The 22,952-nt window shown below is 42.2% G+C and carries 26 protein-coding genes, 1 tRNA gene, 3 pseudogenes and 1 riboswitch; of the genes and pseudogenes, 21 read left to right on the top strand and 9 right to left on the bottom strand.

What is annotated here, in order from left to right:
• Nucleotides 1-127 precede the first annotated feature (127 nt).
• Nucleotides 128-508 carry a transcriptional regulator MgsR gene (gene mgsR / locus AU387_RS08075; protein WP_052330300.1) on the top strand — a complete coding sequence of 127 codons (381 nt, stop codon included), beginning with the start codon at nt 128-130 and terminating at the stop codon, nt 506-508.
• Nucleotides 509-573: 65 nt separating this feature from the next.
• Here mgsR and AU387_RS08070 read toward each other — a convergent pair.
• Nucleotides 574-644: transfer RNA gene (locus AU387_RS08070), tRNA-Gln, on the bottom strand.
• A gap of 96 nt (nt 645-740) precedes the next feature.
• Here AU387_RS08070 and AU387_RS08065 point away from each other — a divergent pair.
• Nucleotides 741-1,580: an STAS domain-containing protein gene (locus AU387_RS08065; RefSeq protein WP_059335417.1), complete on the top strand. Its 840-nt coding sequence runs from the start codon at nt 741-743 to the stop codon at nt 1,578-1,580.
• 78 nt (nt 1,581-1,658) lie between these two features.
• On the opposite strand, the pseudogene AU387_RS08060 reads toward AU387_RS08065, so the two are convergent.
• Nucleotides 1,659-2,988 (bottom strand): annotated as a pseudogene (locus AU387_RS08060) (hemolysin family protein).
• A gap of 143 nt (nt 2,989-3,131) precedes the next feature.
• On the opposite strand from AU387_RS08060, the gene corA reads away from it, so the two are divergent.
• The 10 genes from corA (at nt 3,132) to AU387_RS08010 (ending at nt 9,070) form a co-directional block, all read left to right on the top strand.
• A complete protein-coding gene (corA, locus tag AU387_RS08055) occupies nt 3,132-4,085 on the top strand; it encodes a magnesium transporter CorA (protein ID WP_059335416.1) in 954 nt (317 codons plus the stop codon).
• 62 nt (nt 4,086-4,147) lie between these two features.
• Nucleotides 4,148-4,558: a CBS domain-containing protein gene (locus AU387_RS08050; protein WP_024122048.1), complete on the top strand. Its 411-nt coding sequence runs from the start codon at nt 4,148-4,150 to the stop codon at nt 4,556-4,558.
• Nucleotides 4,559-4,878: 320 nt separating this feature from the next.
• A complete protein-coding gene (gene comGA, locus AU387_RS08045) occupies nt 4,879-5,949 on the top strand; it encodes a competence protein ComGA (RefSeq protein WP_024122047.1) in 1,071 nt (356 codons plus the stop codon).
• A complete protein-coding gene (comGB, locus tag AU387_RS08040) occupies nt 5,936-6,973 on the top strand; it encodes a competence type IV pilus assembly protein ComGB (RefSeq protein WP_059335415.1) in 1,038 nt (345 codons plus the stop codon). Before comGA ends, comGB begins: the two co-directional genes overlap by 14 nt.
• Nucleotides 6,974-6,986: 13 nt before the next feature.
• Nucleotides 6,987-7,283: a competence type IV pilus major pilin ComGC gene (comGC, locus tag AU387_RS08035; protein ID WP_010334925.1), complete on the top strand. Its 297-nt coding sequence runs from the start codon at nt 6,987-6,989 to the stop codon at nt 7,281-7,283.
• The gene (gene comGD, locus AU387_RS08030) at nt 7,273-7,704 is read left to right on the top strand and encodes a competence type IV pilus minor pilin ComGD (protein ID WP_059335414.1); all 432 of its coding nucleotides are present in this window, start codon (nt 7,273-7,275) and stop codon (nt 7,702-7,704) included. Before comGC ends, comGD begins: the two co-directional genes overlap by 11 nt.
• Nucleotides 7,688-8,035: a competence type IV pilus minor pilin ComGE gene (gene comGE, locus AU387_RS08025; protein ID WP_059335413.1), complete on the top strand. Its 348-nt coding sequence runs from the start codon at nt 7,688-7,690 to the stop codon at nt 8,033-8,035. Before comGD ends, comGE begins: the two co-directional genes overlap by 17 nt.
• Nucleotides 8,036-8,060: 25 nt before the next feature.
• Complete coding sequence (gene comGF, locus AU387_RS08020; protein WP_157722684.1) at nt 8,061-8,444, top strand: competence type IV pilus minor pilin ComGF; 384 nt, start codon at nt 8,061-8,063, stop codon at nt 8,442-8,444.
• Nucleotides 8,445-8,819: a competence type IV pilus minor pilin ComGG gene (gene comGG / locus AU387_RS08015; protein WP_059335411.1), complete on the top strand. Its 375-nt coding sequence runs from the start codon at nt 8,445-8,447 to the stop codon at nt 8,817-8,819.
• A 71-nt stretch (nt 8,820-8,890) separates the two neighbouring features.
• A complete protein-coding gene (locus AU387_RS08010; RefSeq protein ID WP_003236949.1) occupies nt 8,891-9,070 on the top strand; it encodes a YqzE family protein in 180 nt (59 codons plus the stop codon).
• Nucleotides 9,071-9,112: 42 nt separating this feature from the next.
• Here AU387_RS08010 and AU387_RS08005 read toward each other — a convergent pair whose 3' ends face one another.
• The gene (locus tag AU387_RS08005; RefSeq protein WP_024122040.1) at nt 9,113-9,436 is read right to left on the bottom strand and encodes a YqzG/YhdC family protein; all 324 of its coding nucleotides are present in this window, start codon (nt 9,434-9,436) and stop codon (nt 9,113-9,115) included.
• A 276-nt stretch (nt 9,437-9,712) separates the two neighbouring features.
• On the opposite strand from AU387_RS08005, the gene tapA reads away from it, so the two are divergent.
• From tapA to tasA, 3 genes are all read left to right on the top strand, one after another.
• Nucleotides 9,713-10,474, top strand: coding sequence for an amyloid fiber anchoring/assembly protein TapA (gene tapA, locus AU387_RS08000; RefSeq protein WP_059335410.1), 762 nt, complete (start codon nt 9,713-9,715; stop codon nt 10,472-10,474).
• Entirely contained in the window at nt 10,446-11,030 is a 585-nt protein-coding gene (gene sipW, locus AU387_RS07995; RefSeq protein WP_059335409.1) for a signal peptidase I SipW, read from the top strand. Before tapA ends, sipW begins: the two co-directional genes overlap by 29 nt.
• Nucleotides 11,031-11,094: 64 nt before the next feature.
• A complete protein-coding gene (gene tasA, locus AU387_RS07990) occupies nt 11,095-11,880 on the top strand; it encodes a biofilm matrix protein TasA (protein ID WP_059335408.1) in 786 nt (261 codons plus the stop codon).
• 86 nt (nt 11,881-11,966) lie between these two features.
• On the opposite strand, the gene sinR is transcribed toward tasA, so the two are convergent.
• The 4 genes from sinR to AU387_RS07970 all read right to left on the bottom strand — a co-directional run bounded on the left by sinR (nt 11,967) and on the right by AU387_RS07970 (nt 15,180).
• Nucleotides 11,967-12,302 (bottom strand): transcriptional regulator SinR, encoded by a 336-nt coding sequence (sinR, locus tag AU387_RS07985; protein WP_082687863.1) that lies wholly within the window; start codon nt 12,300-12,302, stop codon nt 11,967-11,969.
• 33 nt (nt 12,303-12,335) lie between these two features.
• Nucleotides 12,336-12,509: an anti-repressor SinI gene (gene sinI, locus AU387_RS07980; protein ID WP_024122036.1), complete on the bottom strand. Its 174-nt coding sequence runs from the start codon at nt 12,507-12,509 to the stop codon at nt 12,336-12,338.
• 183 nt (nt 12,510-12,692) lie between these two features.
• Complete coding sequence (locus AU387_RS07975; protein ID WP_059335406.1) at nt 12,693-13,487, bottom strand: YqhG family protein; 795 nt, start codon at nt 13,485-13,487, stop codon at nt 12,693-12,695.
• Nucleotides 13,488-13,506: 19 nt separating this feature from the next.
• Entirely contained in the window at nt 13,507-15,180 is a 1,674-nt protein-coding gene (locus AU387_RS07970) for a DEAD/DEAH box helicase (protein ID WP_059293610.1), read from the bottom strand.
• A gap of 168 nt (nt 15,181-15,348) precedes the next feature.
• A riboswitch (glycine riboswitch) is annotated at nt 15,349-15,450 on the top strand.
• 173 nt (nt 15,451-15,623) lie between these two features.
• Here AU387_RS07970 and gcvT point away from each other — a divergent pair.
• The 3 genes from gcvT to gcvPB are packed head-to-tail and all read left to right on the top strand — an operon-like array spanning nt 15,624 to nt 19,562.
• Nucleotides 15,624-16,712, top strand: a complete 1,089-nt coding sequence (gcvT, locus tag AU387_RS07965) for a glycine cleavage system aminomethyltransferase GcvT (protein WP_059293611.1) — start codon at nt 15,624-15,626, stop codon at nt 16,710-16,712.
• 29 nt (nt 16,713-16,741) lie between these two features.
• The gene (gcvPA, locus tag AU387_RS07960; protein ID WP_059293612.1) at nt 16,742-18,088 is read left to right on the top strand and encodes an aminomethyl-transferring glycine dehydrogenase subunit GcvPA; all 1,347 of its coding nucleotides are present in this window, start codon (nt 16,742-16,744) and stop codon (nt 18,086-18,088) included.
• Nucleotides 18,081-19,562 (top strand): aminomethyl-transferring glycine dehydrogenase subunit GcvPB, encoded by a 1,482-nt coding sequence (gcvPB, locus tag AU387_RS07955; protein WP_044154625.1) that lies wholly within the window; start codon nt 18,081-18,083, stop codon nt 19,560-19,562. Before gcvPA ends, gcvPB begins: the two co-directional genes overlap by 8 nt.
• A 33-nt stretch (nt 19,563-19,595) precedes the next feature.
• On the opposite strand, the gene AU387_RS07950 is transcribed toward gcvPB, so the two are convergent.
• Nucleotides 19,596-19,976, bottom strand: a complete 381-nt coding sequence (locus AU387_RS07950; RefSeq protein ID WP_059335405.1) for a rhodanese-like domain-containing protein — start codon at nt 19,974-19,976, stop codon at nt 19,596-19,598.
• A 190-nt stretch (nt 19,977-20,166) separates the two neighbouring features.
• Here AU387_RS07950 and lipM point away from each other — a divergent pair, with 190 nt between their 5' ends.
• The 3 genes and pseudogenes from lipM (at nt 20,167) to AU387_RS07935 (ending at nt 22,533) form a co-directional block, all read left to right on the top strand.
• Nucleotides 20,167-21,003 carry an octanoyltransferase LipM gene (lipM, locus tag AU387_RS07945; protein ID WP_059335404.1) on the top strand — a complete coding sequence of 279 codons (837 nt, stop codon included), beginning with the start codon at nt 20,167-20,169 and terminating at the stop codon, nt 21,001-21,003.
• 100 nt (nt 21,004-21,103) lie between these two features.
• On the top strand, nt 21,104-21,532 hold the full coding sequence (mntR, locus tag AU387_RS07940; RefSeq protein ID WP_010334908.1) for a transcriptional regulator MntR: 429 nt from the start codon (nt 21,104-21,106) through the stop codon (nt 21,530-21,532).
• A 126-nt stretch (nt 21,533-21,658) separates the two neighbouring features.
• A pseudogene (locus AU387_RS07935) lies at nt 21,659-22,533 on the top strand (patatin-like phospholipase family protein).
• On the opposite strand, the pseudogene AU387_RS07930 reads toward AU387_RS07935, so the two are convergent.
• Nucleotides 22,530-22,924, bottom strand: a pseudogene (locus AU387_RS07930) (SA1362 family protein). The pseudogenes AU387_RS07935 and AU387_RS07930 sit on opposite strands and share 4 nt — an antisense overlap.
• Nucleotides 22,925-22,952 lie beyond the last annotated feature (28 nt).

Raw genomic sequence — 22,952 nt, 5'->3', positions numbered from 1 at the left:
TGCGTTTTCTATTATATGTGCGGTTTTTTAGAAATAACCCGAAAAAAAGTTCAATAAATGGTTTAAAGAAAAATTGTTACGGGTAGTTATTCTACAAAGAGATGGTTAACTGGAGGAGGAAAAAAACATAATGGAACAATTAACTTTTTACTCATACCCAAGCTGCACGTCATGCCGAAAAACAAAACATTGGCTCAAAGCGCACCAGATTGAATTTAACGAACGGCACTTATTCAGAGAAACTCCAACGATGGATGAATTAAAGTATATTTTATCTTTAACGACAGAAGGAATTGACGAAATTTTAGCAACAAGAAGCCAAACCTTCAAAAATTTAAATTTAAACATTGAAGATATGACTGTAAACGAAGTGCTGGAACTTTTAATTGAGAAACCGAAGCTTTTGCGCCGTCCGATTCTCGTGGACAACAGGAAGCTTGTTATCGGATACAATCCGGGAGAACTGTTAAAGTTATCGAAGAAGAAAACGATTCATCAATCTGCATGATGAAAAACCGAAGATCCGCTGATTTGCTTGAATCAGCTTATCTTCGGTTTTTCACGGTTCAGAAACTGGGCTAGCTGGATTCGAACCAACGATCACGGAGTCAAAGTCCATTGCCTTACCGCTTGGCTATAGCCCATTGAATATAAAAATAGTATGTGTAACGTGAGACAAGTTATACATATCAATCATACACTTTTTGAAAGATAAACATCACAGGAGGTAACCGATTGAAATGAAAGCTCTAGATCAGTATTTAACAGAGCACAAAGAAGACATTACACTCCAATGGCTGGAAACATGCACGTTAAAAGGAAGTTTGCTGTATTCTGCAAAAGATCAGCAAAAATTAGAACGAAAATTAAAAGAGCAGCATGAATCATTGGTAGCTATTGTAGCAAAATCCATTAGAAAAGAAGAGGTGAAGGATCAGCTTAACCAATGGTCACTTCAATGTGCCAGAGACCGTGCTGTTCATGAAGTGACCGTGACGGAAAGTGTCAGTCAGTTTAACGCTTTCAGGCACATCATGTGGCAATGGATTCAAGACTACAGCGAAGCCGCTTCTTCCCAAGAAATCGGCATCCAGGAGATATTTGAGTGGAGCAAGATTTTGAATCAAACGATTGATGAGATAATCGAGGTATTTACAGAAGAATATCATCAGGTCACGGTGATCCAATTAAATGCGCAAAAAGAAATGATCAATGAATTGAGCGCACCGATTATGCCGATTTCTAAAGAGATTGGGATTCTTCCCCTTGTTGGTGAAATTGACACGTACAGAGCGAGAACCATTTTGGAATCCGTTTTGGCCCAATGCTCGGCGTTAAAGCTTTCATATTTATTTTTAGATATATCCGGTGTTCCTATCGTCGATACGATGGTTGCCTATCAAATCTTTAAAGTGATTGACAGCACCAAACTGCTGGGCATTGAGACGATTATTTCAGGAATCAGGCCTGAAATCGCCCAGACTGTTGTGAAGCTCGGATTAGATTTTTCGAATGTGAAAACAGAGCAAAGTCTTGCTAAAGCTTTAGCCAACAAAGGATTTAAGATAGAAGAATCTTAAGATGTCCCTTAAGGGATGTATTTTTTTGAAGCACGTTCAACAATGAAGAGAAGCAACAGCTGAACAGCCTGTGCTAGGCTATTCAGCTTTTTTTACTTCGATAAACAAAATATGGTGACTGTCGATGTCTTTTACCTTGAATGAGTAGCCGTCATATTCAATGACACTTTCAGGCTCGGCGTCTATGTTTTGTGTGAGAAACCAGCCTCCGAGCGTATCGACTTCAGCATCTGATAAATCAGTTCCAAGCAGGTTATTCACGTCACTGATTAATAACTTCGCATTTAATAAATAATGATCTTTTCCCAGCTCTCGAACATGAGGCACTTCATCTGCATCGAATTCATCGCGTATTTCTCCTACAATTTCTTCAATAATATCCTCGACGGTGATCAATCCTGAAGTTCCGCCATACTCATCAATGAGAATCGCCATATGAGTGCGTTCCTTTTGCATTTTGATGAGTAATTTGTAAATCGGAATGGTCTCAATGACATGAATGACGGGCTGTATGAAGGGTTCAATTTTGTGCTTCTGAAAAGAAAAATCTTTCGTCAGCAATGAAAACAGCACTTCTTTCATATTGATTACGCCGATGACGTTATCTTTATCTTCTTTTACAACCGGGTAACGGGTATATTTGGTCTGCTTAACCGTTTCCCGCATGCTTGGAATCGAGTCATCCTCAATAGATAAACTGACCATTTCGTTTCGCGGGACCATGATTTCCTTTGCCATTCGTTTATCAAATGTAAAGATATTATTCATATATTTTAATTCGCTTTTTCTGATTTCTCCGCTTTTATAGCTTTCGGTCAGCAGTACTCTAAGCTCTTCCTCCGTATAAGCCAGTTCATGTTCTGATGCCGGCTTCAGCCCAAAAAGTCCTGTGATCATTCTGGCAGACTGGTTAAGGAGCCAAATGAACGGAAACATGATTTTATAAAACCAGATTAATGGTTTCGCGAGCATCAGCGTAATGCTTTCTGCTTTTTGAATCGCGAAGCTCTTCGGTGCCAGCTCCCCGATGACGACATTTAAATACGTTACCACTAAAAAGGCGATAATAAGGGAAAGAAGATGGGTAAGCGACTCGTTTAAACCTGCCTTATGAAAGAGCGGGCGAAGCAGAGTCTGTACAGTCGGTTCACCCAGCCAGCCGAGTCCTAAAGCTGCGACCGTGATGCCCAGCTGGCAGGCTGATAAATATTCGTCAAGATGTGTGACCACATGTTTTGCCGCTTTAGCGCCTTTTTTGCCTTTTGCGACAAGCTGATCAATTCTGGATCGCCTTACTTTTACGATCGAAAATTCTACGGCGACAAAAAATCCCGTTAACAAAATTAAAAACGCGACTGCTAATAAATTGATAAATTCCAAAATAAACTGCCTTCTCCAAGGAAGGCATGCACCTCCCTTTCCGATGTCTTTCTACATTCCATACCACCGGCAAAAGCTCACAAAACATGTGATGAAGTGCCTAAATGGTTTAGGAATGCTTCTCCTTGGGCAATTAAAGAACAAAAGAATAAAAGTCTGGAGGATCGTAACATGAAGGTACATACAGGTGAAGATTGGTTTTGGTACCAAATGGGGCCTCAGGAAAGAGATAAGGCAAGAGATCTGATCCATTTTTCTCATTGGCCGCAATGTGAAAAGTGGTTTGAAAATAATCATCATATTAACTTTTTGCGCGTGGATACAACAGAAGCTGAGAATGAAGCGGTATTCGGCTCGATCGTATATGATCAGGGGCTTGGCGAGGAAAAAGACCATACCGTTTTTCACTTCTATATTACTAGGCAATATTTTTTCACAATTAACTTTGATTTTTCGATTTTGGAGGGGATTAAGGGAAAACAAGTTGTCCAGCAAATGGAAAGAGCGAACAATGCAATAGAGGGGTTTTTGATTCTTCTCGGCGAACTAATGAATGCGTATTTAATCGGTATAGATGAATTTGAAGTAAAGCTGAGAAAGCTCAGATGGCAAATCAAAGACGACAATAGCAAAAGCATTTTAAATCGCGTCCATCTCCTGCGCCATGAGCTGATGATTTGGAAAAACTTAATCCTAAGCGCTAAAAAAATTGAAATGGCGTTGAAAGAAACCTTTTTGCCTCAAAATGAAGGAAAAAAGGATTATCAGCGGACACACCTGAAAATTGACAGGGGGTTTACATACATCAGCGAATTTGAAGGGGAGCTTAACAATCTGCTGCATTCAGAGGAAGTCATTACCTCGCACAGGGGAAATGAAATTGTAAAAGCGCTGACCATTTTCACGACGCTTTTTACGCCGATTACAGCGCTGGGGGCCCTCTGGGGGATGAACTTTTCCGTGATGCCTGAGCTGAATTGGAAATACGGTTATGTCTTTTCTCTCTTATTGATTATCACTTCTACAGTCTTGATCTACCTATATTTGAAGAAGAAAGGCTGGACGGGAGATATGCTGCAGGAACGGAAGGATAAAAAGAAATCTCGAAAACGGCGGATACTGTAGAATGTTTCATTTTTTGTGCAGCGGATAAAGAATAAATAGAACACGGTAAAGGAGGAATTGAAATGAAAGTAAGAGATATCATGACTGCGAATGTAGAATGCTGCGAGCCAACCGCATCAGTCACTGAACTAGCCAAAAAGATGAAAGACTCCAATGTCGGTTCGATTCCAATTTGTGAAAGCGGCAGACTTCAAGGCATCGTTTCTGATCGGGACATTGTCACCAGAAGCTTAGCTGAAGATCAAATGGAGGCGAAAGCAAGTGATATCATGAGCACAGAAATCGTTTCCGGTCATCCTGATATGTCTGCTGATGAAGCGAGTCAGCTCATGGCAGAGCATCAAATCCGCCGTTTACCGATTCTTGAAAATGAACGTTTAACGGGTATTGTTGCGTTAGGCGACCTTTCCGTTAAGAAAGACACAGACCAGAAAGCCGGTAAAGCATTAAGTGAAATTTCTAAATCAGCATAACAAACAGTTCGGAAGAGGTAATTGCCTCTTCCTTTTTATTTTGTATACAATAAACTGATTCGCCAATTTTAGAAAGCGTCATACTCCGATTTATAAATCCCTCTTTGGATCCAGAGCCGGACTGCGTACATTTGTCCATCAATCTCTTTTCAAATCCTTATTAAAATTGAAAATGATGTGATACATATAGCTGAATTTCTATTTTTGATAGGGGCGAAATGTTTTTTAAAGTTGTAAATACATCAGAAAATCACATTTTCTTTGTTTGATTACCATGTCTTCTTTTTCTACAATACGCTTTGAAAGGAGAGGGAATCAAAGTGGATTCGATAGAAAAAACAAGCAAAACTTTAATTGAAGAGGCATATAGGACGAAGGCCTCTGACATTCACATTGTGCCGAGGGAACGGGACGCAATCATTCATTTTCGGGTTGACCATGCATTGCTGAAAAAGCGAAACATGAAAAAAGAAGAGTGTGTAAGGCTCATTTCACATTTTAAGTTTCTCTCAGCTATGGACATAGGGGAAAGAAGAAAGCCGCAAAATGGATCTCTTACTCTAAAATTAAAAGAGGGTGACGTTCACTTAAGGATGTCAACGCTCCCGACAATTAACGAAGAGAGCCTCGTCATCAGAGTGATGCCTCAGTATAATATCCCTTCGATTGACAAACTGTCTTTATTCCCAAAGACAGGAGCCACCTTGCTTTCATTTTTAAAACACTCCCACGGCATGCTGATTTTTACCGGACCAACAGGCTCTGGGAAAACAACAACATTATATTCTCTGATCCAATATGCAAAAAAACATTTTAATCGAAACATTGTCACACTTGAAGATCCAGTTGAAACGAGGGATGAAGATGTTCTTCAAGTGCAGGTGAATGAAAAAGCCGGTGTCACATATTCCACAGGGCTGAAGGCAATTTTGCGCCATGACCCCGATATGATCATTTTAGGTGAGATTAGAGACGCTGAAACAGCACAAATCGCGGTGCGGGCAGCGATGACTGGTCATTTAGTGCTGACGAGCCTTCATACGAGAGATGCGAAGGGCGCGATTTACAGGCTGCTTGAATTTGGCATTAATATGAATGAAATCGAGCAAACGGTTATTGCGATAGCGGCTCAGCGTTTAGTTGATTTGGCTTGCCCGTTTTGTGAAGACGGATGTTCATCAGTGTATTGCCGCCTGTCACGAAATGTCAGGAGAGCAAGCGTATACGAGCTGCTTTACGGGAAAAACCTTCAGCAGTGTATCCAGGAAGCGAAAGGGGACAATGCAAATTACCAATATCAAACGCTGCGTCAAATTATAAGAAAAGGGATTGCGCTCGGCTATTTAACGACAAACAACTATGACCGGTGGGTTTATCATGAAACAGATTAGAAAAGTTTGGCCGTTAAAGGATCAAGCCTATTTACTGAAAAGGCTGGGTGAAATGACAGCGGGCGGATACAGTCTTTTAGACGGATTGCGCCTGATGCAGCTGCAAATGAATAAAAGGCAGCTGGCGGACTTGGCTAACGCAATAAGCCGGTTGAGAGAAGGGGAATCGTTTTACCATGTATTAAAGAGCTTGTCATTTCATAAGGAAGCCGTCGGTATTTGTTATTTTGCTGAAACACATGGGGAATTGCCGGCTTCCATGATTCAGAGCGGGGAGCTGCTGGAACGAAAAGTAGGCCAGGCAGAACAGGTAAAAAGGGTGTTGCGATATCCTCTTTTCCTCATCTTTACCGTTGTTGTCATGCTTTATATGCTGCAATACATCATCATCCCTCAGTTTTCTGGTATTTATCAATCGATGAATGTAGAAACCTCACGCACAACAGACATCATTTTTGCGTTTTTTCAGCACCTTGATGCTGTGTTCATATTAATGGCCATTTTGGCTGCAGGAACAGGTCTTTATTATTGGTTTATGTTCAAGAAAAAATCCCCTGACCATCAAATGCTCATTTGCGTAAGTATTCCTTTGTTTGGAAAGCTGGTCAGGCTGTTTAACAGCTACTTTTTTTCTTTACAGCTGAGCAGTCTGCTAGCATCAGGTCTTTCTATTTATGACAGTTTGAAAGCATTTAGGCATCAAACGTTTCTCCCTTTTTACCGCCATGAAGCTGAACAAATGATTGAACGGTTAAAAGCCGGTGAAACCATTGAAGCTGCTTTATGCAAACGGCCTTTTTACGAAAATGATTTTTCAAAAGTGATATCTCATGGCCAACTAAGCGGCCGCTTGGATCGGGAACTCCTCACATACAGCCAGTTTATATTGCAGCGGCTTGAGGACAAGTCACAAAAATGGACAGGCATTCTTCAGCCCATTATTTACGGATTTGTCGCAGGGATGATTTTAATTGTTTATCTATCGATGCTCCTGCCTATGTATCAGATGATGAATCAAATGTGAAAGGAAGAGGCTGATGAACGAGAAAGGGTTTACACTTGTGGAAATGCTGATCGTGCTCTTTATTATTTCTATTTTGCTATTGATCACCATACCGAATGTAACAAAACATAATCAAACCATTCAGAAAAAAGGCTGTGAAGGCCTGCAAAACATGATAAAGGCGCAGGTAACAGCATATGAACTCGATCATGACGGGAAGACACCAAGCCTCGGCGATTTACAGGCAGAAGGTTATGTGAAAAAAGATGCGGTCTGTCCAAATGGAAAGCAAATTATCATTACCGGCGGGGAGGTTAAGGTTGAACATTGAATTAAAAGGGGAAGCTGGATTCACTCTTTTAGAAAGCCTGCTTGTTTTAAGCCTCGCCTCTATTATGCTGATTGCGGTGTTTACCACGCTTCCTCCTGTTTATGAAAATACAGCATTACGGCAGACAGTATCCCAGCTGAAAAACGATATTTTACTTGCACAGCAGACCGCAATTTCCAATCATCAAAGAACAAAGATTCTTTTTCAAGAGAAAAAATATCAATTAATCATAGGTGACACTGTTATAGACCGTACATATCATCATGGTCTTTTTGCAGAGTCACTGACATTAAAAGACCGCTTGGAATTTAACGAGAAAGGGCACCCGAATATAGGCGGGAAAATCCGTATAAAAGGGCATGCCGCCTATGACATAACAGTTTATTTAGGGAGCGGAAGAGTGAATGTGGAGAGAAAATAAAGGCTTTTCTACAATTGAAACAATCGCTGCCCTCAGCATATGGATGTTTATGCTTCTGACGATCGTGCCGTTGTGGAACAAGCTGATAGCTGATGAACATATAGCGGAGTCGAGAGAAATTGGTTATCAGCTTGTTAATGAAAGCATAGGCAAATATATGCTGACAGGAGCAGGAAATTCGTCACAGGCTGTTTCGATGAACAATAGCAAATACTCGATGACATGGGAGGAGGAGGGAGAGTATCAAAACGTATGCATCTCATCAGACACCTATAAAGACAAGCCATTTTGCCTCAGCATTTTGCGGACAGACTGGCTATACGCTTCTTAATGTATTATTTTCGCTCTCTGCTTATTTGCTCATATCAGGATCGTTAGCGATGTACTTTCATCTATTTTTGTCACGTCAACAGGAGAATGAGGGCTTCATGCAGCGGGAATGGATCATTTCGGTAGAGCAGATCATGAATGAGTGCAAGCAATCGCAGACAGTGCAGACAGATGAGCATGGGAGCGTCTTAATCTGCAGAAATCTGTCAGGGCAAGAGGTCCGTTTTGAAATCTACCATTCAATGATCAGGAAAAGAGTAGACGGAAAAGGGCATGTTCCGATTCTTGACCATATTAAAACAATGAAAGCCGAGGTTAAAAACGGGATGCTTTGGCTGAAAGTCAAGAATGAGAATGATAAAGAGTATCAAACAGCTTTTCCGGTATATACGTCGTTAGGAGGTGGGTGAATGTACTACTCAAAAGGGTTTATCTATCCGGCCGTTCTTTTTACATTTGCCCTTGTGATGCTGATTGTGAATTTCACCGCCCCTCAATTTGTTTCACGCCATATGTTTGAGAAGGAAACAAAAGAGTATTACACAGGAGAAAATCTGCTGCAAAATGGCGCGCTTCTATCCATCAGGCATATACTTGAGCACAGACCAGGCCGAAAGGGTTCACAGCAGTTTCAATATGGACATGTATCTTATGACATTCGCAAAACAACCATAAAAGAACAGCAAGAAATCACCCTTAAAGCCATCACAGAGTCGGGAACAGAAAAAAACGCTCAGCTGCTGTTCGATCAAAATCAGAAAAAACTGCTGAGCTGGACAGAATAAACCAGCGGTATGTGTATAAAAAAAGTCGTGTGAGCCAACACTTCATAATAACTGAATGATGAGGTGATCACGTGAAAACGAATGATTATGTCAAATATATGACTCAGCAATTTGTGAAATATATAGACACTCCAAAAGATGAGCGAAAAGAACGAAAAGAGGTTCGAAAAGAAACAAAAACGCCTGCTTCTCAGCATTGGTTCGGTATTTTACCTTATGGTTTTAGGCTATGGCTGAAAAGAAAAAAATAAATTGTGCCAATATAACGAGCAAGGTCCTTCACATGGAGGACCTTATTGATATTCTTCTAAAATTGCAATTTTATTCACCTTTTGACTATGAGGATCGAAAGAAATTGTGACAAACACGCCGAATTCCTTTGAGCCTTCTCTCAGGGTTAAATGATATTGTTTCACAGCTTCGTCTTTTCTTTTGCGGTCCCAAACTTTTTGTTTAACCAGTACCTGTGCGAGCGGGTACCTTTTTTTTGCTTCTTTTACAGCAAGCTCTTCCCATTTTGACATGTGTCGGGCGGTTACAAGCGGCCCTTCTTCTGCTTGAGCGGCACTGGTGCCGAAACCGAGAAGAGACAGACAAATCACACATTGTTTGATCATAAGCCGTCACCCTTTCTTTGTTGTTTATTATTGCCAAATGTTAACCGGATATGCGTTTAATTTCTCACATAACAATCCCCAAAAATTCTAAAAACTTAAAAAGGTGAGCAATATTGAGTAAGGCTATGCAATATGATGAAAACATTCTTTTAAACGAACAAAATGGCGGATTTTGGTGTTTTTAAATCCTTCAACCGTTGATTATACTTAGTTTGTGCGGTTCTTAAAAGAGAACGACTGTCACATCAAGTTACAGTGTTTTACAGGGGGTAAGGTATGTTTCGATTGTTCCGCAATCAGCATAAGGCTAAGACAAAATTAAGAGTGCTGCTTGTTTTTCAGCTTTCAGCCATATTCAGTCTGACAGCCGCTATATGCTTACAATTTACCGGAGATACAAGCGCTGCTTTTTATGATATTGAAAACTTTGATGTTTCGCTTCAAACGCGTGAGAACTTTCAGCATACAGATAAAAACTGTCATTATGATAAACGGTGGGACCAAAGTGATTTACACGTGGTGAATCAAACAGATACAAAAGGTACTGTCTGTTCCCCTGTTCGTCTATTTGCCGAGCTGGAAAACAGAGGCCAGAAACTTAAGAAATCGAAATGGAAGTGGGAGCTTCATAAACTGGAAAACACCCGCAAACCGCTAAAAGACGGGAGCGTAATAGATAAAGGATACGTTTCCACCCAAATAGGCGAATCACTTTACAAAATTGAAACAAATAAAAAAGTGAAACCCGGCATTTATGCGTTTAAAGTATATAAACCGGCCGGCTATCCGGCGGACGGCAGCAAATCTGAGTGGTCGGAACCAATGACAATTGTGAAGTGTGACGAAAAACCGACAGCACCGAAAAAGGAAAGTCAGCCGGCTGTGAAAAATCAGCACAATCAAGCAGACAGTGACAGAAAAGACAAAACAGATCAAGAAAAAACAGCCGACAAAGCCGTAAATGAAGACAAAGAAAATCAACCAGTTCAGAAGGAAAGCGGGGAAGAGGATGAAAAAAGCATTAAAGCTGATCAGTAATATCCTTTACGTAATCATCTTTACTCTGATTATTGTGTTAACGCTAGTTGTCATATCAACACGTTCATCCGGGGGAGAGCCGGCAGTGTTCGGATACACGCTAAAATCAGTACTGTCTGGCTCAATGGACCCTGAATTTAAAACGGGCTCATTAATTCTCGTTAAAGAAATCACAGATGTGAAAGAGCTCCAAAAGGGCGACGTGATCATATCTATGCAGGATGCAGACACAGCGGTGACCCATAGAATTATTGATATGAAAAAGCAAGGCGATCATTTGTTATTCCAAACAAAAGGGGATAATAACGCCGCAGCTGATTCTGCGCCTGTGTCGGATGAGAATGTCCGCGCGCAATATACAGGTTTTCAGCTTCCTTATGCCGGCTACATGCTTCATTTTGCCAGTCAGCCGATCGGCACTGCTATTTTACTGATTGTTCCTGGCGTTATGCTGCTGATCTACTCTTTTGTGACAATCAGCAGTGCGATCAGAGAGATTGAAAGAAAGACGAAAGCCTTGGAAACAGAGACAAAGGACAATACGATGTCCACTTAACATCAGTTGTAAACCTGGCAACAGGTTTCGATAATATAATCATTCAATAAAAGGGGAGTTTACCATGGGTATGAAAAAGAAATTGAGTTTAGGAGTTGCATCAGCAGCACTAGGGTTAGCTTTAGTAGGGGGAGGAACATGGGCAGCATTTAACGACATTAAATCAACGGATGCTACTTTTGCATCAGGTACGCTTGATTTAGCAGTGAAAGAAAATTCAGCCAGTGTCAACTTATCAAATCTAAAGCCGGGAGATAAATTGACGAAAGATTTCCAATTCGAAAATAACGGCTCACTTGCGATCAAAGAGGTATTAATGGCGCTGAATTATGGAGAATTTAAAGCAAACGGCGGAAGTAATACATCCCCAGAAGATTTTCTCAGCCAGTTTGAGGTTACATTATTGACAGTCGGCAAAGAGGGAGGCAATGGCTATCCGAAAAACATCATTTTAGATGATGTCAACCTTAAAGACTTATATTTAATGTCCTCTAAGAATGATGCTGCGGCGACTGAAAAAATTAAAAAACAAATTGATCCTAAATTCTTAAACGCAAGCGGAAAAGTCAATATAGCGACAATTGACGGTAAAACCGCTCTTGAATATGACGGTGTTCCAAAAACACCGACTGATTTTGACCAGGTTAAAATGGAAATTCAATTTAAAGACGATAAAACAAAAGATGAAAAGGGACAAATGGTTCAAAATAAATATCAAGGCAACTCATTACAGCTTCAATTCTCATTTGAAGCAACACAGTGGAGTGGCTTGACAATCAAAAAGGAACATACTGATAAAGACGGTTACATTAAAGAAAATGAAAAAGCGCATAGCGAGGATAAACATTAATAGAAAAAGAGGTGGCTCAGTACATGCGTACTGAGCCATTCTTATGTTCATTTGACAAAAGAGGAGTAAGTGCCTCTGCTCAGGCACTACTCCTCTTTTTGGGACTTTCTCCATTTTTGATAATCTAAAAATTCACGAAATTGTTTTTTCGATACCCCAGATGTCATCGCATCGCGAACCAATTTCTCCCATTCACTATCTAATTGACCATCGTATTCGGTTTCATGTTTTTCATCAAGCAAAGTATGAACCGAGACGTCCAGAACAGCGGAGACTTTTTCGAGAAATTGAATGGAGGGGTTCGTTTGTAGATTTCGTTTTATTGAGCTTAAATAAGACTTCGCTACCCCAGCTTTTTCTGCTAGTTCTGATAGTGAGTAGCCTTTTTCTTTACGGTATTGTTTAATACGCTGGCCAATCAATGTCATCACCTTCCTTGTGATATTATAGCACATTCAGAAAGGATTTATGGTATGACTTCTGGCTGCCGGACCAGGATGAGCAGACTTTTTGTTTAAAAGTAAATATTTGCGTATTTCCTCAGGGCTGATATTTGCTTCTCTGGCTTCCATCATTAATTCAACCCATTCTTGATCTAATTCGAAGTGCTCTTGTTTTGCATTTTTCATGCAGTTTCTCCTCCTAAAATACTTGTTTATGTATTTCAGCCAGTCCGGCCATGACCATTGTACGCCTTCTGTGGTCTCTGGAAGTCATTTGCCAATTGAATAGCCAGAATTTTTTTCCAATATACCTTTATTATAATAGCATTTTTCCAAAAAAAACGAGAACGATGTCGAATCTGAAAAAAGTTAGCTCGAAATATTATTTTGCAGAAAAAATAATCCGCCATTTTCGATCTGAACTGATATCTTTGGTTGATACAAGGCTTTTAACGCTTGTTTTTCAAGTTGGTACTCTTCTGGTTTTTCTTCTGTATGCTCATAAAACTGATCAAGCAATTTCATATCGTTTTGCCACCTGTTTACCGCCTGCTCTGCCCAGTCTGACGGTTCTTGTCTAGCGGCTTGGGTAATATAGCTCTCCATCCGCTTAAGACCGCTTTCAGGTTTGATCATAGGCGATATGGTGAAACAATAGTCACATATTTGTGATGTCAATGAAAGCTGTACGAGCTTACTTTGAAAATCTTCAATCATGGCTCCAGAGACAAGGTGAAGACCTAGTGATAATAGCTTATCCTTTTTCATGTCGGACTGGTATGAAATCATGACATTTATACCAAGCCAAGGCTGAAGCGGAATTTTCGCTCCGGCTGATTCAATTTTCTCATACATTCTGGTAAATCTCCCATTTTGTTTAACTGCTTTAAATATTTGAAACAGGCGCGGCGCCCCGAAATAAATAAATTCGCCATCTAGGTCTTCTGGAGCAGATTCCTTATCTGTAATGAACGTTATTTTCATCGGATTCGGGTCGCCGCCGGTCTTCTCGCGCCAGTGCCAGTAAAAAGGCCGATTCATGATCTGTTTGTCCATTTCAACTGTAAGCTGAACCGTCATGTAACCGGGGCCTTGGTCGATGATCGGACAGCTGTTTGCCTGGAAAAAACGAAGCAGAAATTGGTGAACCTCTTGCTGTCTCACTTGTAAAACCTCCTTGCGGCTAAGAACCTCTTTTTTCAGCGGGCTGCTGTTTTTTATAAGATAAAAATGAGGTTAAGTTGTCCATTTTAATTTTCATTTCTTCTTCGGTTGCCGAATGGTACAAAATATCGTGCAGGTGCTCTTCAAAATTGTTGACTTGAATTTTTGTTAAAATGTCATCAAGCTCGCCGACCACTTTTTCAAATAAATGAATTTTTTCATATAAAAGCTTTAAAATATGCTCTTCCACTGTATGTTTGGTAGCCATGTTATAAATATGGACGTCACGTTCCTGCCCGAGCCTGTGGATTCTTCCGATTCTTTGTTCAAGCCGCATCGGATTCCATGGCAAATCATAGTTAATCATGTGATTGCAAAACTGCAGGTTGATCCCTTCGCCGCCCGCTTCAGTTGCAATCAGCACTTGAACCTTCCCGCGGAAAAGGTCCTTCATCCAGTCTTTTTTCCCGCGTTTAAATCCGCCTCTGAACGGCACAGAGCTAATGCCGTGTTGCTGAAGAAACCATTGCAGGTAAATTTGAGTGGCACGGTATTCTGTAAAAATAATGACTTTATCGTCTATCTTTTTAATCAGATCGACGACTTGATTCGCTTTAGAATTTTGCGTCACTTGATTGATGCGGTCCATTAATATAGAAATGGTGTGTTCATCAATGGCTGGTGCCTGTTTTTCTTTTTGGTCGAGCATTTTTTTCAGTGTCATGTACACAGCTTCCCTGCTTGAACAGCATTCTCTTTGGAGTGTCATAATGGAGAACATGCTGGCCGGTTTGTTAATGCTTTCTTTCAGGCGGGAAATCTCATCGTAAAGCGCCTGCTCTGATGGAGAAAATTCAATCGGCACTGTTTCGACGCGGCGCTGCTTCCAATTCAGCCCGGTGTCATGCCGCCTGTTGCGAATCATGACTTTATTCACTAGATCTTTTAAATGATCATGTGCTTCTAAGCTGGATTTCTTTTTAGAAAACATTTCTTGAAAGTGATTCTGATTGCCTAAATGACCAGGCTTTAATAAGGAAACCAAATTGAAAATTTCTTCAACACGGTTTTGGATTGGCGTCGCAGTCAGCAGCAGGCAGTATTTTTTCACAAGATTCCGGACAAATTCATAGTTCTTTGTTTTGCTATTTTTCAGCTTGTGGGCCTCATCAATAATGACGAGATCATATGGGATTGACAGCACAATTTCCCGGTGGGGCGAGCGCTTTGCAGTATCGATGGAGGACACGACGATATCGCACTGCTCCCACACATAGCTCTTCTTTTGCTCAACAGCCGGAATCAAAAATTTTTCCTGAAGCTCTTTCACCCACTGCGAAACAAGAGAAGCTGGCACAAGGATCAGAATTTTTTTGGCTAACCCGCGAATCATATATTCTTTTAGAATCAGTCCGGCTTCAACAGTTTTGCCGAGCCCCACTTCATCTGCTAAAATCGCTTTTCCGTTCATTTTTTCAACAACCTTCTGCGCAACCTCAAGCTGATGGGGAAGCGGCGTGAAGGAAGGGAGATATAATGGGGCCCGCAAGCCTTCAAATTCAGGAATCGCCAATGTTTCCTGGATTTCTGATGAAAGCTTGTACAGCTCCCAGTTTGACCACGGACCGTCGTTTTTCAGTCTTTCGGCAAATTCTTCGGGCCATTTTGTATCATATGTGATTTCTGCATTCATTGCTGTGAAACCGCCTTTCATATTCTTCAATTTTTAAAATGAACAATATAAGAAAAATCCGCCCAAATTGCTGTTGCCCCGCATATAGTGATGATGGTAGGATATGAGTATGTATTTGATGTAAGATATTGCTATAGTATGTCCATAACAGCATGAAAATATGAGCGAATGACAGCAAGGGGAGAGACCTGACCGAGAAAACCGGGATACAGGCGCCGAAGGAGCAAACTGCGGAGTGAATCTCTCAGGCAAAAGAACTCTTGCTCGACGCAACTCTGGAGAGTGTTTGTGTGAAATGCGCAAGCCACCAAAGGGGACGTCTTTGCTATTGCAAAGTAAACTTTCAGGTGCCAGGACAGAGAACCTTCATTTAATATGAGGTGTTTCTCTGTCCTTTTTTGTATGTTTTTTTAGCTGCGCCGTTGAAAAAGGGGAGGAATTTGATGCTGAAAAGAACACCGTTATTTGAATTGTATAAGGAATATGGAGGGAAAACGATTGATTTCGGAGGCTGGGAGCTTCCTGTTCAATTTTCTTCAATCAAAAAAGAGCATGAGGCTGTCCGAACAGCAGCCGGGCTGTTTGATGTATCTCATATGGGGGAAGTCGAAATCACAGGGGATGACAGCTTATCTTTTTTACAAAAGCTGATGACAAATGATGTATCCGCGTTAAAAACCGGCCGTGCGCAATATACCGCGATGTGCTATCCGGATGGCGGCACCGTTGATGATTTACTCATCTATCAAAAAGCTGAAAACCGCTATTTGCTTGTCATAAATGCTTCAAATATAGATAAAGATCTTGCTTGGCTCAAAGAACACGCAGCAGGAGATGTCCAGATTGACAATTTGTCAGATCAGATTGCGCTTTTGGCCGTGCAGGGCCCGAAGGCAGAAACAATTTTAAAAAATCTGACAGCTTCAGATGTGTCTGCTTTAAAACCATTTGCATTTATTGATGAAGCTGATATCAGCGGCTGCAAAGCACTCATTTCGCGCACCGGCTATACGGGTGAAGACGGGTTCGAAATTTACTGCCGTGCTGATGACGCCGTCCGAATTTGGAAACAAATCATTGAAGCGGGTGAAGAACACGGGCTTATGCCATGCGGGCTAGGGGCGCGTGATACACTCAGATTTGAAGCGAAGCTCCCGCTCTATGGCCAGGAGCTGACTCGGGATATCACGCCGGTTGAAGCAGGTATAGGCTTTGCCGTAAAACACAAAAAAGAATCTGATTTTTTCGGGAAGTCTGTATTGAGTGAACAGAAAGAAAACGGGGCGAAACGAAAGCTCGTCGGTCTTGAAATGATTGAAAAAGGAATACCGAGACACGGATATGAAGTGTTTCAAAGCGGCAAGTCCGTCGGAAAGGTGACAACAGGCACCCAGTCACCGACATTGGGGAAAAACGTGGGCCTTGCCTTGGTTGATGCTGGAGCGAGTGAGATCGGAACTGTTGTAGAAGTGGAGATTCGCAAAAAATTAGTGAAAGCAAAGGTAGTTAAAACACCATTTTATAAACGCTAAAAATTTTTTCTTTGGAGAGGGGTCAACACATGAAGCACCGCTATTTGCCCGCGACAGAAAAGGATAAACAGGAAATGCTTGATGCCATCGGCGCAAACACGATCGATGATTTATTCGCCGATATACCGGAGAACGTCAGATTTAAAAAAGAGTATCAAATCAAAAAGGCAAAATCAGAAACAGAATTAACAAAAGAACTGACAAAGCTGGCGTCTAAAAACTGTGATACCGTTCAATACGCATCTTTCTTAGGCGCTGGTGTATATGATCATTATCAGCCGGTTATTGTGGATCATGTCATTTCAAGGTCTGAGTTTTATACAGCTTATACACCATATCAGCCGGAAATTTCTCAAGGGGAGCTTCAGGCGATTTTCGAGTTTCAAACGATGATTTGTGAATTAACTGGCATGGATATCAGCAACTCTTCTATGTATGATGGCGGAACAGCCTTGGCGGAAGCTGCGATGCTTGCCTCCGGACATACGAAAAAGAAAAAAATTGTGGTGTCAACAACCGTGCACCCTGAATCGAGAGAAGTGCTGAAAACATATGCAAAAGGACAGTATATTGAAGTTGTTGAAGTCCCTGCCGCAAATGGAGTGACTGATCTTGATGCTTTGCGCGAAACCGTTTGTGACGATACGGCGGCGGTCATTGTGCAGTACCCGAACTTTTTTGGTCTGATTGAGCCGTTGAAGGATATTGAGCCAATCGCTCATCAGGGAAAATCCATGTTTATTGTCTCAGCCAATCCGCTTGCATTGGGACTTCTGACCCCGCCGGGCGCTTTTCAGGCCGATATTGTGGTTGGCGACGCACAGCCATTCGGGATTCCTTCCGCATACGGCGGACCCCATTGCGGGTTTTTTGCGGTCACGAAAAAATTAATGAGAAAGGTGCCGGGCCGCCTCGTCGGACAAACGGAGGATGAAAACGGAAAAAGAGGTTTTGTGCTTACCTTGCAAGCCAGAGAGCAGCATATTCGCAGGGATAAGGCGACCTCAAACATCTGCTCGAACCAGGCATTAAACGCACTGGCCGCTTCCGTCGCCATGACGGCTCTCGGGAAAAACGGCGTAAAAGAAATCGCCCGCCAAAATCTCTTAAAAGCTAATTATGCTAAGCAAGAAGCGAAAAAAGCGGGGCTCACCGTAATGTTTGACGGGCCGATGTTTAACGAATTCGTTATCAAACTAGATGAACCTGTGAAATCGGTAAATCAAAGATTGCTGACAAAAGGGATCATCGGCGGCTACGATTTGGGTCTGACGTATCCGGAGCTTGACCGCCATATGCTTATTGCCGTAACAGAGCTGAGAACAAAAGAAGAAATTGATGCACTCATTAAGGAATTGGGGGATCGCCATGAATAATCAGGATCAGGCACTTATTTTTGAGCTTTCAAGAGAAGGCCGTGTCGGCTACAGTCTGCCGGAGCTTGACGTACCGGAAATGGAAGTGGAGGACCTCTTGTCAGACAGCTATATCCGGGATGAGGACGCAGAGCTGCCGGAGGTTTCTGAGCTGGATATTATGCGGCATTACACAGCATTGTCCAGACGGAACCACGGGGTTGATTCGGGCTTTTACCCGCTCGGTTCCTGTACAATGAAATACAATCCGAAATTGAATGAAAAAATCGCTCGGATTCCCGGTTTTGCCGCGATTCATCCTCTTCAGGACGAAGACACAGTGCAAGGCGCTTTGGAGCTTTTATATGACTTAAGCAAGCATCTCGAGGAAATTACGGGAATGGATGAGGTCACGCTTCAGCCCGCGGCGGGGGCGCATGGCGAATGGACGGGACTGATGATGATCCGCGCTTATCATGAGGCGCGCGGAGATATGAAACGGACAAAGGTCATTGTCCCCGATTCAGCTCATGGGACAAATCCTGCGTCTGCAACAGTTGCCGGTTTTGAAACGGTGACGGTGAAATCGAATGAAAACGGGCTTGTTGATTTAGAGGATTTAAAAAGAGCGGTGAATGAAGAAACCGCAGCTCTTATGCTGACGAATCCGAATACACTCGGATTATTTGAGGAGCAGATCACCGAGATGGCGGAAATCGTTCACCAAGCCGGAGGAAAGCTGTATTATGACGGCGCTAATTTAAATGCCGTGTTAAGTAAAGCGAGACCCGGTGATATGGGATTTGATGTGGTGCATCTTAATTTGCATAAAACCTTTACAGGGCCTCACGGCGGAGGCGGTCCGGGTTCAGGTCCGGTTGGCGTAAAAGAAGATCTGATTCCTTATCTGCCAAAACCCGTTTTAATCAAAAAAGAAGGCCGGTTTACTTTTGACTATGACCGCCCTCACGCGATCGGCCGTGTTAAGCCTTATTACGGCAACTTCGGCATCAATGTCAGAGCGTATACGTATATCCGCTCTATGGGCCCGGACGGGTTAAAGGCCGTTACTGAAAACGCGGTGCTGAACGCCAACTATATGATGAGAAAGCTTGCCCCTTATTACGATCTGCCGTTTGACCGTCATTGCAAGCACGAATTTGTATTGTCAGGGAAACGCCAGAAAAAGCTTGGGGTGCGTACGCTGGATATTGCAAAACGGCTGCTCGATTTCGGCTATCATCCGCCTACAATTTATTTCCCGCTTAATGTTGAGGAGTGCATCATGATTGAGCCGACAGAGACAGAATCCAAGGAAACGCTGGATGCGTTTATTGATGCTATGATCCAAATTGCGAAAGAAGCAGAGGAAACTCCGGAGCTCGTACAGGAGGCTCCGCATACAACAATCGTCAAAAGAATGGATGAAACAAAAGCAGCGAGACAGCCTGTACTTAGATACGAGAAAAACGTAAGCAGCGAACTTGTAAAATAAAAAACAGCTGTCTGATATCAGACAGCTGTTTTTTTAATTTTTGGCTTTGATTTTTCCGCCCCATTTTTTAAAGCCGCCTTTAAGGTTATAAATCTCAGTGTAGCCGTTTTTGCGCAGGGTTTGTGCCGCGCGTCCGCTGCGGACACTGTTCTGGCAGTACAGATAGACAGGCTTGTCCGGCCGGATTTCATTTTTTCTCTGTTTCAGCTGAGAAAGCGGAATGTTGCGGGCGCCTAAAATATGTCCCCCATCAAATTCATTCGGTTCACGAACGTCGATAAGCTGCGCTTTGCGGTAACCAGCGCGGAATTCTTCTTCCGAAAGTGTTTTCATAATTCGCTGCTGATAGACATATGAAGCAATCATATAGACGATAAACGCAGCAAAAATAATTAAAACGATCATATTAGACAATGTGATTCTACTCCTTTAACGTATAAAATCAAAACCCTGCTTCTTTAAACAAGGGCATAGAGACGTTTTCGACAAATACTATTATAGTAAAGCACGGCGCGATTGTCATCCATAATGGAACTAAAATATTTTTCATTTTCCCGGCAGTTTGTTAAACTGATTCTATTAAAACGGTAAGGAAGGTCTCAAAATGGAAAAAGAAACTTGGCGGTTTATAGACTCAGGAAATGCAAGCCCGGCATTCAATATGGCGCTTGATGAAGCGCTTTTATATTGGCACAGTGAAAAGAAAATTCCTCCGGTCATCCGTTTTTACGGCTGGAATCCGGCGACGCTTTCTGTAGGTTATTTTCAAAATATTAAAAAGGAAATCAATTTTGAAGCAGTACATAAGTATAATCTTGGATTTGTCAGACGACCGACCGGAGGAAGAGGGGTGCTCCACGATCAGGAATTGACATACAGTGTAATCGTTTCTGAGGATCATCCGGAAATGCCGGCGACTGTAACCGAGGCATATCGGGTTATTTCAGAAGGCATACTCCAAGGCTTTAGAAATCTTGGTCTGGACGCTTATTTTGCCATTCCGAGAACCGAAAAAGAAAAAGAAAGCTTAAAGAACCCGCGCTCATCCGTTTGTTTTGACGCGCCGTCCTGGTATGAGCTTGTTGTCGAGGGACGCAAGGTGGCGGGAAGCGCGCAAACGAGACAAAAAGGCGTCATCCTTCAGCACGGCTCCATTCTGCTTGATTTGGATGAGGACAAGCTGTTTGATCTGTTTTTGTATCCGAGTGAAAGAGTCAGAGAGCGGATGCAGCGCAATTTTAAAAATAAAGCGGTTGCGATTAATGAACTCACCGATCACCCGGTGACGATGGACGATGCACGCAAGGCTTTTAAATCCGGATTTGAAACCGGTTTGAATATTCACTTGGAGCCGTACGAATTATCCCAGGAAGAGCTTGATTTTGTTCAGGACTTAGCAGAAACAAAATATGCTTCTGATGAATGGAATTATAAGCGGTAAAAAGGGCTTTTTGGCCTGCAGAGCATCCTTGTTTTTTCAAGTTCATTAGTGTAAACTTGTAATGATTTATAAAGTTAAGGTGCTTTTTGGGAGGGTTTCGATGACGACACCAAGTATGGAAGATTATATTGAACAGATTTATATGCTGATTGAAGAAAAAGGATATGCAAGGGTTTCTGATATCGCGGAAGCATTGGCAGTCCACCCCTCCTCTGTAACAAAAATGGTTCAAAAACTAGATAAAGACGAATATTTAATTTATGAAAAATATCGCGGTCTCGTGCTAACGTCTAAAGGAAAGAAAATAGGCAAACGGCTAGTATACAGACATGAATTGCTTGAGCAGTTTTTAAGAATCATTGGTGTTGATGAAGAGAAAATATATAACGATGTCGAAGGAATCGAGCATCATTTAAGCTGGAACAGCATTGATCGCATCGGTGATCTTGTTCAATATTTTGAAGAAGACGATGCGCGTAAAAAAGAGCTGAAATCAATCCAAAAGAAAACAGAACATCATAATCAGTAAAAAGGCGGGTCTCAAAGGAGGCCGCCTTTTTTTGATGAAATGCGCCCTGCTTCATTCATTGGTCTATTTCTTCGCGTTTTTTCTTAAAATGATAGTAAGCCATTGGATGGAGGGGGAGGGTATGGGATGTATATTGACGGTGTGTTTTCTGGCGGAGGGGTAAAAGGCGTGGCGCTTGCCGGCGCTTATGAAGCGCTTGAGGAAAAAGGCTTCCGCTTTGCACGGCTTGCCGGCACAAGCGCCGGCGCCGTTATTGCCGCTTTTATTGCATCAGGTTATTCAAGCAAGGAAATTCACGCTTTGATTGAAGAAGTGGACGGAGAGAGGCTGCTGGACCAGCGATACTCATTTCTCCCCTTAAAAATGCTCCAATGGGTGTCCATTTACTGGCGTTTGGGCTTGTTTAAAGGAGACACATTAGAAAAGTGGATCGCCGACCTTTTAAGAGCGAAAGGCGTACGCGTCTTTGGCGATTTGAAAAAAGGCTCTTTGCGGCTCATCGCTTCGGATCTGACAAACGGTACAATGATCGTGCTGCCGGATGACTTGGTCCGCTACGGGTTAAATCCGGATATGTTTCCGGTTGCCAGAGCGGTAAGAATGAGCTGCAGCATTCCCTATTTTTTTGAACCAATAAAATTAAAAACAGATACAGGAACTGCCACCGTAGTGGATGGGGGCGTTTTAAGCAATTTTCCCATATGGCTGTTTTCTAAAGAAAGAAAACGACCTGTTATCGGTGTGACGCTTGCGCCGAATGAAAGGGAGCGGCCGAAAAAAAATATCGGAAACGCTTTTGAACTGTTTGGCGCTCTGTTTGAAACGATGAAGGATGCGCATGACGCAAGACATATCGCGTCACGCTATGAGCAAAATATCATTTTTCTTCCGGTTGACAACGTGATGGCGACCGAATTTCATTTAACACAACAAAAAAACTAGCCCTGATTGAGCTAGGTAAAAGTCGGACAGAGCAGTTTTTAAAGCAGTGGACCTATTAAAAAAGCGCTCTGTTTTTCTTTTTATTTTTTTGCCTTCTATGACAGTCAGCTGCGTCTGGCTTTTTTTCTTGAGAATCATCGGCTTAGGTTTGCTGGCGCTCGGAACGCTTCGCAGATGGCTCACCCGGCCTTTATGCCCGGCGCGGTGCTTTGCTTTTTGTTCTTTCAGCCGGCGCCGCGATTGTTTGGCCGCTTTTTTAAAAGCCGCTCCTTCACTGCCAGTATTTCGCTTCATTACATATTTCACAATAAAATAAATAATGATACCTGCCAAGATGACGGTTATCGCCATTTTTGCCATTTCTCCGGGATTGGTTACCAGCACATAGAGGAAACCGAACGCTCCCAGCGCAATTAATACAGCAATAATAGGTTGTACACGATGATTCATAACTGTCCACCTCCGAAAGTAATAGCAG

Origin of the sequence: Bacillus halotolerans, from assembly GCF_001517105.1 — a bacterium.
GTDB classification, from domain to species: Bacteria; Bacillota; Bacilli; order Bacillales; family Bacillaceae; genus Bacillus; species Bacillus halotolerans.
Note: the sequence above shows the minus strand (reverse complement) of the source record. Positions and strands in the feature narration are given on the sequence as shown.

Coding starts and splice junctions, on each gene's coding strand:
- AU387_RS08065 (WP_059335417.1), top strand. CDS start 741: ATGAAAGCTCTAGATCAGTATTTAACAGAGCACAAAGAAGACATTACA.
- corA (WP_059335416.1), top strand. CDS start 3,132: ATGAAGGTACATACAGGTGAAGATTGGTTTTGGTACCAAATGGGGCCT.
- AU387_RS08050 (WP_024122048.1), top strand. CDS start 4,148: ATGAAAGTAAGAGATATCATGACTGCGAATGTAGAATGCTGCGAGCCA.
- comGB (WP_059335415.1), top strand. CDS start 5,936: ATGAAACAGATTAGAAAAGTTTGGCCGTTAAAGGATCAAGCCTATTTA.
- comGC (WP_010334925.1), top strand. CDS start 6,987: ATGAACGAGAAAGGGTTTACACTTGTGGAAATGCTGATCGTGCTCTTT.
- comGE (WP_059335413.1), top strand. CDS start 7,688: ATGTGGAGAGAAAATAAAGGCTTTTCTACAATTGAAACAATCGCTGCC.
- comGG (WP_059335411.1), top strand. CDS start 8,445: ATGTACTACTCAAAAGGGTTTATCTATCCGGCCGTTCTTTTTACATTT.
- AU387_RS08005 (WP_024122040.1), bottom strand. CDS start 9,436: ATGATCAAACAATGTGTGATTTGTCTGTCTCTTCTCGGTTTCGGCACC.
- tapA (WP_059335410.1), top strand. CDS start 9,713: ATGTTTCGATTGTTCCGCAATCAGCATAAGGCTAAGACAAAATTAAGA.
- sipW (WP_059335409.1), top strand. CDS start 10,446: ATGAAAAAAGCATTAAAGCTGATCAGTAATATCCTTTACGTAATCATC.
- tasA (WP_059335408.1), top strand. CDS start 11,095: ATGGGTATGAAAAAGAAATTGAGTTTAGGAGTTGCATCAGCAGCACTA.
- sinI (WP_024122036.1), bottom strand. CDS start 12,509: ATGAAAAATGCAAAACAAGAGCACTTCGAATTAGATCAAGAATGGGTT.
- AU387_RS07970 (WP_059293610.1), bottom strand. CDS start 15,180: ATGAATGCAGAAATCACATATGATACAAAATGGCCCGAAGAATTTGCC.
- gcvT (WP_059293611.1), top strand. CDS start 15,624: ATGCTGAAAAGAACACCGTTATTTGAATTGTATAAGGAATATGGAGGG.
- gcvPA (WP_059293612.1), top strand. CDS start 16,742: ATGAAGCACCGCTATTTGCCCGCGACAGAAAAGGATAAACAGGAAATG.
- gcvPB (WP_044154625.1), top strand. CDS start 18,081: ATGAATAATCAGGATCAGGCACTTATTTTTGAGCTTTCAAGAGAAGGC.
- lipM (WP_059335404.1), top strand. CDS start 20,167: ATGGAAAAAGAAACTTGGCGGTTTATAGACTCAGGAAATGCAAGCCCG.
- mntR (WP_010334908.1), top strand. CDS start 21,104: ATGACGACACCAAGTATGGAAGATTATATTGAACAGATTTATATGCTG.